Genomic DNA, 11,835 nt, shown 5'->3' on the forward strand with positions numbered 1-11,835 from the left:
GGTGGCGTCGCCTTAACCGACTGTTGCGGATCGAGGCAATAGTCTATTGGCATGACTAAAGATGCGACCGCCCACTACAAACGCCACCGATTTCCCGCCGAGATCATCGCGCATGCGGTGTGGCTTTATTATCGGTTCCCGCTGAGCCTGCGCGACGTTGAACACGTGCTTGCCGAGCGTGGGATCGACGTGTCGTTTCAGACCGTCGCAGAATGGGCGAGGAAGTTTGKCCTGAAGTTCGCCCATCAACTTCSTCGGCGGTCCCGTGGCAATTTTGCTGACAAGTGGCATCTCGATGAGATGGTCGTGTTGATCAAGGGAAAGAAATACTGGCTGTGGCGGGCCKTCGATGCCAACGGCTACGTTCTCGATGCTCTGCTACAAAGCCGCAGAAATAAGGGAGCTGCTCTTCGRTTGATGCGCAAACTGCTGAAGAGCCAGGGCGTCATGCCACGCGTGATGGTAACAGACAAGCTGCGCTCYTACTCCGCCGCAAAGCGACAGCTCATGCCGGGTATCGAGCACCGTTCGCATAAAGGGCTCAACAACCGCGTCGAGAATTCTCACCTTCCCGTGCGACGACGAGAGCGACGCATGATGCGGTTCAAGTCGGCGCGGCAATGCCAGTGTTTCGTCTCAACCCACGGCCAGATTGCCAATCTTTTCCATCTTCATCGAAAACACCTGACTGCCGCCGACCACCGCCAACTCCGCGCCCACGCCAGCACCACCTGGCGTGAAATCGCCTTGTCGATCAAAGCGTGAAATTCACGCCGAAGCAACGATCGCGTGCTCTGCTCGGTTAAGGCGACGCCACCTGAATAGCCCCTAGATTTGTAGACGCCTTCTCCCCTAAACTTGAGGCAGGAGGCCTATATGGGCAAAGGCAATTTCACAGAAGAGTTCAAACGTGATGCCGACCACCGCCAACTCCGCGCCCACGCCAGCACCACCTGGCGTGAAATCGCCTTGTCGATCAAAGCGTGAAATTCACGCCGAAGCAACGATCGCGTGCTCTGCTCGGTTAAGGCGACGCCACCCCCTGGCAGCATATCGACGTGTTCGAGGGCAGGGGATTGGTCCAGCTCATGATCGCGCCCCTATGCAACGTCGACGGGCCGGTGAGCGCAGCCGTGTTCGGAACCAGGCGTCCATCGGGCTTCACGCTTTCCGAAATCCACAGCATCGAACGGATACTGCCGGCGCTTCGCAACACGTGCGAGATGCGCGTCATGCGACAGGCCGAACTGTCCCTCCTCGACGTCTATATCGGCCCAATGACGGCACAGCGCATCCTGGCCGGTCGGATCAGGCAAGGCGAGATCGAGACGATGGAAGCAGCGCTGTTGCTCTGCGACCTGCGCGGCTTCACCGAGTTGTCGAACCGTTTGCCCGACGAAAAGGTGCTCGAACTCCTGAATGCCTATTTCGATGTCGTGGTGCCGGCCATCACCAGCCAGGGCGGCGAGGTCCTCAAGTTCATGGGCGACGCTGTGTTGGCGTTCTTCCCAAACTCCGACGCGGCCACGGCATGCGAACAGGCGCTGGCAGCGACCGGGGAAATTCTTGATGAGCTATCGAGGTTCGTACTGGATGGCGTCCGTATCGATGCGGCGGTCGCGCTCCACTACGGCCGCGTCAGCTACGGCAATATCGGATCGGGTCGACGGCTGGATTTCACCGTAATCGGTGCGGACGTAAATCTTCTGAGCCGCATCCAGACGGCATGCGGTACCCTCGGGAAGGCGATTCTGATGTCGGACGCTTTCCGCCAGCATGTGGGAAGTGAGAGCGTCGTGAGCACCAAACTCCACCATTTGAAGGGCTTCGAGGATCCCGTCGAACTCTTCACAATCTCGAGTTCCCGTCGGAACGTGACGTAAACTGGTTGGCACGCCAACCGGTGGCCGCGCCGGCGCACCAATTCAACCTCCACGTATGGGCGTTCGAGTTCAAGAGTTTGCGGGCTTGGAGCGGGAACCTCGCGTGTGCTGCGTTGATGGTGGTTTTGCGGAACAGCGATGAAAGCCCCATTGGCTAGCTATCGTTGCCTCGTTCCTTGACGAAAAATCAGAACGATGAAGTAAGGGCAACCTATGAACGCCGCGAGAACACCTGCCGGAATCTCGTAAGGGAAATCGGCACTTCGGCCGACCCAGTCGGCGACCATCATCAACAACGCACCTATGGCGCTTGACGTAAGCATGAGCGATCCGGGCCCGCGTGGGCGGGTCATCCGCGCCATGTGTGGGGCCATGAGCCCGATAAAGCTCAATGGCCCGACAATCAGGGTGGCCGCTGCTGTCAATGTCGCGGAGAACAGGAGAAGCGATGCGCGGGCGCGCGGCGGGCTCATACCGACAGATAGTGCGAGTGCGTCGCCCATCGGCAAGATTTCGATCCAGCGACGGAAGAGCGGCGACAGCAGGAGCGAGAGGATGGCGATGGCAGCGGCAATGATCGCGACGATGGAGGTAGCGCGAAACGTCGGGCCCATCGTCCATGCGAGAATGTAGGTGGCGCGCGGATCCCCACTGGCGACCACAAGCGAGATAACGGAAGTAACCAATGCGCCCACGGCCACGCCTGCCAACAAGACCGGGCCCGGCGCGAAATTATGACGCTTCGCGACGAAGACGATGATAGTCAGCGCCAACAGCGCGCCGATGATGCCACCGGCCAAAGGCATGATCGGGGAACTCATGCCGCCGAGGAAAAGCGCCGCGATTATGCCCAAGCCGGCACCGCCGCTGACACCCAAACCCTCCGGACTGGCCATGGGGTTTCTGGCGACGGCCTGCAGGATTGCTCCGGCTAGGGCCAACATCGCGCCGGCAGACGCGGATGTGAGAACCCGCGGCCAACGTCCGCCCACCAGGACAGAGATGTCGATGTTGCTGGAGAAAAGGTGTTCGGTCAGCGAAAATCCTGCGACGGCCATCATCAGCACTATGGACATCGGTAGCACGAGAGTTCGGGGAGCTGCCGCCTGGTACCTGCTTTCGGCGGTTCCGTGGAGCACGGCTGGCGGGATTTGGCGGAGCATCAACAACATGGAGAGCGCCCCGACAAGCGCGGTAATCGTTCCTGTCGGTACCTCTCCGATAATACCTGCGCTCGTTAAAACGATGCCATCCGCCAGCAGCAGCAACGCGCCGCCCAGTAGCCCTCCCCAGAGAAGTCTCTGCGGCAGTGTTCGCGCTGCGCACATGCGCGCGATGTGAGGAGCAGCCAAGCCGATGAATGCGACGACCCCGATACGGGCCACGACCATCGCTGACAGAACGGTCGCCAAGAACAGAACGGCCAGGCGCAGTTTCGAGGGGGATAGCCCGAGGCTTCGGGCCCCCGCATCGTCAAGTCCGGCGACTGCCAGTGGTCGAACGAAAAACAGCAGCACCGGGATCAAAATCAGCATCCGTAGCGACAATGCTGCGGCATTGGAAAAATCGTTCTGGATGAGTGAGCCGCTTCCCCAGATGAACACGCTGCGCAAGTATTCGTGGTGGAATAGCGCCATGACCACTGAGGCGGAACCGGCCGCAAAACTGACGATCATTCCCGAGAGCAGCAAGGTGACGGGTGCGAATTCGCTTCTGGATGCCACTCCGCAAACGAGTGCAATGGCAGCCAATGCGCCGACTACGCCAGCAAGTTCACGCTGTTCAGCCGAGACGCTGGCAAGGGTGAGCGAAGCCAGGGTGATCGCCAGTTGAGCGCCGGAAAGGACGCCAAGCGTCGATGGCTCGGCCAGGGGGTTTTTCAGGAGTTGCTGAAAGATCGCGCCGACAAAGCCCAAGGCCGTTCCGGCGAGCAGCGCGACGGCGATGCGTGGAAGAAGGGAGAAGTGAACGTAGGCTTGACCAAACGAGGTATTGTCCGGATACAGCAACGCCTCCAGGAGGCGATCAAGTGACACATATCTCAGCAATCCCGCAAAGCAGAGGGCCAGCGCGAGTATCATGGCTAGGCAATAAACGCGGGCTGGCGTCGCAAATTCGTTCTTATGCAAAGCCAAGGGCCTTTCGGAGGACTTCGGCAAATCGCATTGCTGATGGAAACGCCCCAAACACCCAAGTGGGGGGGATCGTGATGACATCGCCGCGTCGCGCAGCGGGCAGGGACCGCCATAGCGCGCTGCTGAGGAATGCATCGGGCGGGCCGGGTTCGATGATCAGCAGCCGCGCTTCAGGGTAGCGGGCGATCGCGTCGAGGCCGGCGGTGGCGAAGCCCCAATTGTTGGTGGGTTCGTTCCAGGCGTTTTCGATGCCGATAGTTGCCAGAACGTCGTTGAAGAGGCTGCCTCTGCCGTAGATATCGATCACCCTGTCATCCGTGAATTTGATGATGAGGAGAGGACGGTCGTCATAGGCTTTCGTCTCCTTGGTGATGGCGGCGAGCCTATTGTAGCTGCGATCGAGGAAGGCTTGGGCTGCGACAGAGCGGCCGATACGCTGTCCGATCGCAACCAGCGCCTCGTGTGATCGCCGCAATGGCTGTTGCTCAGCTGTGTAAAGTGGAAGGGCCATCGTCGGCGCTATTTCCTGCAGTCGCGCCGCCGAGACCCCATAATTGGCCTGCGAGAGGATCAAGTCCGGTTGCAGGGATCTCAGCAGTTCCATGTTGGGCCACGAACGCAGGCCGAGATCGATCGTGTCTTCCGGAAGGAAGGGAACGACAACGCGATCGCCATAGAGCGGAGCTTCGGCAACCGATTGCGGTGCCACGTCAATCGCAAGCAGGCTTTCGGCCCACCCCCAATCCAGGACGGCAATTCTGGGAGAAGCGACTTTGGCCGAAGCGACACCCGGCATCATAAATGCACCGAGCGCGGCGGCAAATTGCCGCCGCGTCAATTGACCGTGATGGGGTTGTTGAGGTTTTGACACCGTCACCAGCTGTATTTCAAGGTAGCGTAGACGCTGCGACCTTCGCCCCAGTAGCACCCCGTTGCTGCAATGCAGGTCGACACGTATTTCCGGTCGAACACGTTGCTCACGTTGATCGACGCCTTCAGGCCTTCGAGCTTCGGATTGGCCTTGCCGAAGTCGTAGCGGAGGGCGGCGTCAAAGACCGTGTAGCTCGGAATGCTGAACGTGTCGGCGTTGTCGCCGAATGTCTGGCCGGTATATCGCGCACCGGCTCCCACGCTGAGACCGTCCCAGTTGGTGGAAGTTTGAAGTGCGTAGTCCAGCCAGGTGGCGGCCTGATTCTGCGGCACAAACGCGAAGCGATTACCGCGGTTGGCATTATCCTTGGTAATTTCGCTGTCGGTGTAGACGTAGGATGCGATGACGGAAAGACCGTCGGTCAACTCGGCCTTTCCTTCGGCCTCGACCCCCCGCATGGTGACTTGGCCGGTTTGAACACGCTCGCCGGAGTGAATTGGATCGGGGGTGAGGACGTTGTCCTGAACCAGATGATACGCGGACAGAGTGACGAAGCTGTTCATGCCCTCCGGCTGATACTTCACGCCAATTTCGTACTGTTCTCCGACCGTAGGCCTGAACGGGTTCTTCGAGTAATCGACCCCAGCTGCCGGATTGAACGATGTCGAATAGCCGGCGTACGGCGAAATGCCGTTGTCGAAATTGTAGACAACGCCCGCTTTCCAGGTGAATCGCCCGTCGTTCTGATCGACGGCGGTCAAGCGGTTCGTACTTATCTTCAGGCTTTTGGTGTCGGTATTGGCCCAGTCGTACCGAGCGCCGGCAGAAAAGGCAAAGCGATCCCACTCCACTTGATCTTGCGCGTAGATACCCAGTTGGCTCCGGTGCTGGTTCGTCCGGGTGTCTATCGGCGGACGCGTGATGGAACTTGCGCCATAAACAGGATCGTAGCCGTTGAATGGGATGAAGATCGGCGAAAGCACAGACTCTTCATAGCGGCTGCTCTCGTAGGAGTAATCGAGCCCGAATAAAGCGGTGTGCTCGAGTTCGCCCGTAGAAAACTTGGCGATGGCCTGATTGTCGACGGTGACGGCGCGCGCGCTTTCCGGGAACGCCCACGCGTAGCGATAGAAGGCCGCCGGGTCGCAGGCGCCCGGGCAGTAGGGCTGGACACGCTGCGTATCCGTCCCGACATATGAATAGCGAAGGTTTTGGCGCACGGTCCACGTGTCATCGAATTCATGTTCGAACTCGTAGCCGACCGACGCCTGATCGCTCTTGTAGTGATCATAGCCCGGTTCGCCTGGGAAGGCGCCGCGCGGCAGTTCCGGATAAACCCCCGTGTAGAGTGTGCCGTTTGCCGTGAGCGCGGGTGCGCCGCCACCGCCCGGCGAGTTGATCTTCTGGTAGTCGGCATGAACAGTCAGAGACGTCGCTTCATCCGGCTTGATGGTGAACGACGGCGCGATATAAGCTTTCCGTTCCTCGACGAAATCATACTGCGTGTCTGTCGCGCGGCCAACGCCCACGATGCGGTAAAGGAAGGCATCGTCACCGTTGATCGGGCCACCAAGATCGAAAGCGGTCTGGATACGCTTGTCCGTTCCAAGCTGCAACTCGACCTCGTTGCTGGCTGTTGCGCTCGGTCGCTTCGACACCATGTTGATCAAGCCACCCGGCTCGCCTTGTCCATAGAGGACGGATGACGGGCCTTTGAGAACTTCCGCTCGCTCAAGGCTATACGGTTCGACGCGCGGCTGCGCATAGCCATGGGAACCGAACGGCAAGCGAAGGCCATCGAGATAACGCCCCGGTCGAAAGCCGCGAATGGTGAACCAGTCGTAGCGGGAGTCGTCGCCGTATTGGCTGATAACGCCCGGCGTGTACCGCAGTGCCTGCGTCAGCGTTGCCGAGCCTTGTGCCGTCATCTGATCCTTGGTGACGACGTTGATAGCCTGCGGCGTTTCCTTCAGCGGCGTGTCGGTCTTCGTGCCGGTTGCGCTCTGTTTGGCGACAATGCCATCGACGGGACCAAGTGCCTGCTCGCCAATCACGTTGATCGGCTGAAGCACGGTCGAGCCATCCGCGGGCGCAACACTTGTGCCCGCGGCAGGGTTCACCAGAACGACCGTGCTCGGTGATGAGAAGCGGAAAGACAGGCCCGTTCCGGCCAAAAGTCGCGACAGGCCCGCCTCGGCGGGCATGTCACCCGAGAGCCCCGACGTGCGCAGGTTGCCGGGCAACGCGCCGTCGAACACGACGTCGACGCCCGTGATCGACGAGTATCGGACGAGCGCGGCCGACAGGGATTGCCCTGGAATTGAGAACTGATAGCTCTTGCCAGCCGTCTGGGCATGAAGCGTCGTCGCTGCGGCAAGTGGAAGGACGGATATGCAAGCCGCGAGAAGGGCCCCGCGCGCAACTTTCAGCTCGCTTCGATGGGTCTTTCCCGAATAGTTCAACACAGACACAAACGCCCCCTTGAAAACATAGTCACCACCCCGGCGTCGCGGGGGGCTTCAAAGGTGTGACGATCCAGCCTGGAAAAAACCTGAGTAGTTTCTGAAATATTTTTATCGCGGGTATATCAGCGCCAGCCAGGGGGAATAGGTGTCCACACGGATTGGAAGGCCGTTCTCGAGCGTTTGAAGGATACTGCCGGCCCGCCTGATATCGACGATCAGCGAGATCGGCCGCCTTGCAAGAGTGCTGTCCATGACAATCATCTTTCCGCGACGCCACTTCGAAAGCGCGCGGACGGCATCCTCCAGCGGTGTGGAAATAAACACCAGCTTGCCGTCGCGCCAGGAAAGCCGGGATTCGACGTCGGTCTCGGAAGGTTTTGAGATTTTGTCGTTGGCGAACACAACGGATTGTCCCTCATGGACATCGAGCGCCTCGAATGGCGAGGACACTCTTACCGAATGTTCGGAGACGGCGACCACTATCTGATCGTCGTCGTCGGAAACGGAAAACTGCGTTCCGAGAGCAACGGTGCTGAGGATGCCGGCATTGACGACGAAGGGACGGGAGCTGTCTTTGGCGACCGAGAAGAACACTTCCCCTTCGACCAGAGTGATAGTGCGCGCCGTCGCTGTATAGGACAAAGAGATGGCAGATGCCGCAGAAAGCTCTGCGGTCGATCCGTCGGGCAACGCAACAGTTCGGGTTTCTCCGGTGCCCGTCCTGAAGTCTGCCGGGAGCGGCCGCATATAGGCCGCCGTTGCCAATGCGGAGGAGGCGACAACCACAGCGATGCCGCCTGCTTTCAAAAGCTTGCGGCGCGACAGTCGCGCCGCGTCTGCTTTGTCCGGGACCATGCCGGCGCCAAGCCAAAGCCGCTCAATCTCGGCATAGGCTGCGGCATTCGATGCGTCGACTTCCAGCCATGCCCGGAAATTCGCCAGGTCATTTGCAGTTGCACTGTCATCCAGCAGGCGTGCGAACCATTCGGCAGCGCTTACTGAGGCCTCAGCCTGCGTTCGCGATTTCTCGTTAGCATCGCGCATTTTCTCAGGCTTCCCCAACGGTTCAGAGATGGACCGACCGGCGCACGCCGATCATTCGTCTTTCAGCATTTCGCTTCGCAGACGTTCAAGTGCAACGACCATATGGCTGAAAACCGTCTTGGAGGAAATCCCGAGTTGAGCCCCAATCTCCGCATAGGTGAGGCCATCGATGCGAGACATCAGGAAGACTTGCTTGGCCCTCGGTGGCATGTCGTCAATGACAGCGGAGATGCGCCGTAGCTCGTGCACGCCGATTGCGATTTGCTCGGCGGAGGGAGACGGATCTGATACCCTCTCCAATCCATCGATGCCGTCGACGAAGGGCGCGATCTTTTTCCGTCGCTGATGGTCGAGGGCGAGATTGCGACCCGTCGTCATAAAATAACCGGCTAGGTCGGCAACCTCGCGCAGCAAGGACCGCCGCTCCCAAAATCGAAGGAACGTATCCTGCAACAAGTCCGCTGTCGTGGCCGAGCATTTAACCCGCCGGTAGATGACAGCCGAAAGACGCGTGCGTACATGGAGAAACGTATCGAGAATGTCGGGGCGATGAGCAGTGTCCATGCGTCGCTGCTAACATCCGCGAACGGAATGGCGCAACAGTAAAGTTGATTATAAATGTCATATTTATAAGGCGCGATTTTTTTGCCACAAGGAGTAACCCGGAAGCGGCCGCCCCGCAGCACGGCGCGGCCGCCACCGGTGCGGGTTCATCCACGATTGTCGGTGGTCAGGAGCGGCTGATCCTTCCAAAGTTTCGGGAAAAGCTTGTTTAGGGCGTCCACTTTTGGCTGTTCGACAAACGCGATGTATGGCTGGGTGGGGTTGTGAACCAGGTAGTCTTGGTGGAAAGCCTCGGCTGCGAAAAACGCTTTACCCGGTTCGATCGTTGTGACGATTTTCGACTCAAACGAATTGTCTGCGTCCAGCTGCTCTATGTAGCTCTTGGCCACTTTGGCTTGGTCGGGGGTCTGAGGGAAAATTGCGGATCGATACTGTGTTCCGACGTCTGAGCCTTGCTTGTTGAGTTCCGTCGGATTGTGAGCAACCGAGAAAAATACCTGCAGCAATTTTCCGTAGGTGATCTTCCGGGAATCGTACACGATTTGCACCGCTTCAGCATGTTTCGTTGTGCCGGTTTCCGTAAGCTCGTAGGTTGCGGTTTCTGCCGTGCCGCCTGCATATCCCGCTTTTGTCGAGACGATTCCGGTTACATGTTGGAAGATGCCTTGAGTTCCCCAAAAGCAGCCGCCGGCGAAGACAGCAGTTTGCAACGGTGCGCGGTCAATCACATCATGGACCGGCGTTGCCAACACCTTTGCCTGCTCAGCTGCGGCGGTTCCCTGCGTAAACCAGTTTGCATAGAAGGCTCCCAGCAGCCCTCCTGCAAAAATAAGCGGTCGGACTGGTGCTGCCCGGCGAACCAATGACATCAGAGTACGCAATTTTTCTCTCCTCAACGAGATGGATGTTAGGGAGCGCCCTGGAACAGCGCTTCGTTCCCTGAGAATTCACGCTGTTGATGTATCGTTGATGTGTTGAGCCTTCCGGTGTTTTGTAATCCAACGCTTTCGATGGCCGTGGAGATACACTAGACGACAATTTGCCCGCGCACTTGCTTCAATAGTCTGTCGTCATCTGGCGCTATCCGGCGGGCTGAGCGCCCTGCCGCCATTGCTCGGTCGGTCCCTGACGTTTGTCCATTTGTTTGGTGGAGCTGCAGGGTATCAACACTGAAACTGCTCTGTAATTCACTGTAGCATCTTCGTTGGAAGACATCTGCCGATACAATTCGCCAAACTTCGGCACACATCCGAGATACATCCATCTCGGACATCTTGGGGGTACCTTTTCAAACCCCATACGGAGTTTTCCGATGACGTCCTTCTCTCTTAATATTAACCGGCGCAATTTCATGACAGCAGCCGCGATTGCCGGCGCAGCGACCATGCTCAAGCCCGCGATGTCTTTTGCGGCCGCCGCTGCATCAGACGAAATCCGTGCATTCAAGGTGAATGTGCCGGACAGCGCTATCCAAGACCTGAAGCAGCGCATCGCGAACACGCGCTGGCCCGCCAAGGAAAATGTGCCTGATGACTCCCAAGGTCTTCAGCTTGAACGGCTGCGGAACCTCGTCGACTACTGGGGAACCGACTACGATTGGAGGAAGATCGAGGCCAAACTGAACTCACTGCCGATGTTCATTACCGAGATTGACGGTCTGGACATCCATTTCATCCACGTTCGGTCCAAGCATGAGAACGCACTGCCTCTCATTATGACACACGGATGGCCGGGCTCTGTTCTCGAAATGCTCAAGGTCATCGATCCGCTGACAAATCCGACCGCGCATGGCGGCACCGAGGAAGATGCATTCCATCTGGTTGTCCCCTCGATCCCGGGATTCGGCTTCTCCGGCAAGCCAGCCGTGCGTGGCTGGGGATCCGACCATATCGGTCGCGCATGGGCGACGCTGATGCAGAGGCTTGGATACGACAAGTATGTTTCCCAGGGCGGTGACTGCGGATCGGTTATTTCCGAGCGCATGGCACACCAGAACGTCCCAGGATTGCTCGGCATTCACCTCAATATGCCAGCGGTGGTTCCCAAGGAGATCGTCCGCATCCTCGCGGTCGGCGATCCGGCGCCTGCGACCCTCGATGGCAAGGAGAGGGCTGCGTTCGACAAGCTGGCGGAGTTCTACAGGGACAATGCAGGCTACGCACAAATGATGGTCACACGTCCTCAGACTATCGGCTACTCGCTGGACGACACGCCGGTAGGGATGGCTGCCTGGATGTACGATAAGTTCGTTACCTGGACATACACCAACAAGCAGCCCGAGAAAGTCCTGACCAGGGACGAGATGCTGGACGACATCTCTCTCTACTGGTTCACCCAGACAGGGACATCTGCCGCCCAGATCTACTGGGAAGACAAGACGAACAATTTCAACGCTCTCGGCACCATCCCCTCGGTTCCAGTAGCCGTCAGCGTCTTTCCGGGCGAAATCTTCCAGGCGCCCAAATCCTGGACCGAACGCGCATTCGGGAACCTGATCTACTTCAACGAAGTGGATAACGGCGGACACTTCGCCGCCTGGGAAGCACCGGATCTGTTCACCAAGGAAGTCCGTGCGGCGTTTCGTTCGCTGCGCTCAGCTTAACTGGATGGCCGCCGTTTGGCGGCGGCCATCCTTCCCGCCCCGGGAGGTTGCCTGCGGGAAGCTGTCAGCTGTCGACCTTCCACTCCCCGGCGCACCAACATCAACCGCTGCGCATTGCTCTTTCTGCCGCCAGGCATCGCAGGGCAGCCATTGATCGACGCCACTAACTGGCCAAAGGCCTTGTGGCTGATCGCGACTACGATGCTCGGGTCAGTGTTGCTTCGGTGCGCAAGCGGTGGTCACGCACACATTCCCACGCAGAAGGATCGCA

Annotated in this window: 8 protein-coding genes and 1 pseudogene; 3 read left to right on the forward strand and 6 right to left on the reverse strand. The window is 58.8% G+C overall.

The genetic code is table 11. From position 1 onward, the window contains the following. The first annotated feature begins 51 nt into the window (after positions 1-51). Both ASE04_RS05370 and ASE04_RS05375 read left to right on the forward strand, forming a co-directional pair. Positions 52-765 (forward strand): IS6 family transposase, encoded by a 714-nt coding sequence (locus ASE04_RS05370; RefSeq protein WP_056813187.1) that lies wholly within the window; start codon positions 52-54, stop codon positions 763-765. A gap of 278 nt (positions 766-1,043) precedes the next feature. Next, positions 1,044-1,883, forward strand: a pseudogene (locus ASE04_RS05375) (adenylate/guanylate cyclase domain-containing protein); the annotation flags it as partial. 158 nt (positions 1,884-2,041) lie between these two features. Here the strand turns inward: ASE04_RS05375 and fhuB are convergent. The 6 genes from fhuB to msrA all read right to left on the reverse strand — a co-directional run bounded on the left by fhuB (position 2,042) and on the right by msrA (position 9,843). Beyond that, a complete protein-coding gene (gene fhuB, locus ASE04_RS05380; protein ID WP_338012486.1) occupies positions 2,042-4,042 on the reverse strand; it encodes a Fe(3+)-hydroxamate ABC transporter permease FhuB in 2,001 nt (666 codons plus the stop codon). Beyond that, entirely contained in the window at positions 4,005-4,817 is an 813-nt protein-coding gene (locus tag ASE04_RS05385) for an ABC transporter substrate-binding protein (protein WP_244490344.1), read from the reverse strand. The genes fhuB and ASE04_RS05385 overlap by 38 nt, the downstream gene beginning before the upstream one ends. Positions 4,818-4,891: 74 nt before the next feature. Then, entirely contained in the window at positions 4,892-7,360 is a 2,469-nt protein-coding gene (locus ASE04_RS05390) for a TonB-dependent siderophore receptor (RefSeq protein WP_244490345.1), read from the reverse strand. A gap of 102 nt (positions 7,361-7,462) precedes the next feature. Further along, entirely contained in the window at positions 7,463-8,398 is a 936-nt protein-coding gene (locus ASE04_RS05395) for a FecR family protein (RefSeq protein ID WP_056813194.1), read from the reverse strand. A 51-nt stretch (positions 8,399-8,449) separates the two neighbouring features. Beyond that, entirely contained in the window at positions 8,450-8,962 is a 513-nt protein-coding gene (locus ASE04_RS05400; RefSeq protein ID WP_056813197.1) for an RNA polymerase sigma factor, read from the reverse strand. 146 nt (positions 8,963-9,108) lie between these two features. After that, positions 9,109-9,843, reverse strand: a complete 735-nt coding sequence (gene msrA / locus ASE04_RS05405; protein ID WP_244490346.1) for a peptide-methionine (S)-S-oxide reductase MsrA — start codon at positions 9,841-9,843, stop codon at positions 9,109-9,111. A gap of 431 nt (positions 9,844-10,274) precedes the next feature. On the opposite strand from msrA, the gene ASE04_RS05410 reads away from it, so the two are divergent. Then, complete coding sequence (locus ASE04_RS05410; protein WP_056813202.1) at positions 10,275-11,564, forward strand: epoxide hydrolase family protein; 1,290 nt, start codon at positions 10,275-10,277, stop codon at positions 11,562-11,564. Positions 11,565-11,835 lie beyond the last annotated feature (271 nt).

The organism is Rhizobium sp. Root708 (genome assembly GCF_001429725.1).
Lineage (GTDB): Bacteria > Pseudomonadota > Alphaproteobacteria > Rhizobiales > Rhizobiaceae > Rhizobium.

Coding starts and splice junctions, on each gene's coding strand:
- ASE04_RS05395 (WP_056813194.1), bottom strand. CDS start 8,398: ATGCGCGATGCTAACGAGAAATCGCGAACGCAGGCTGAGGCCTCAGTA.
- ASE04_RS05400 (WP_056813197.1), bottom strand. CDS start 8,962: ATGGACACTGCTCATCGCCCCGACATTCTCGATACGTTTCTCCATGTA.
- ASE04_RS05410 (WP_056813202.1), top strand. CDS start 10,275: ATGACGTCCTTCTCTCTTAATATTAACCGGCGCAATTTCATGACAGCA.
- ASE04_RS05385 (WP_244490344.1), bottom strand. CDS start 4,817: ATGATGCCGGGTGTCGCTTCGGCCAAAGTCGCTTCTCCCAGAATTGCC.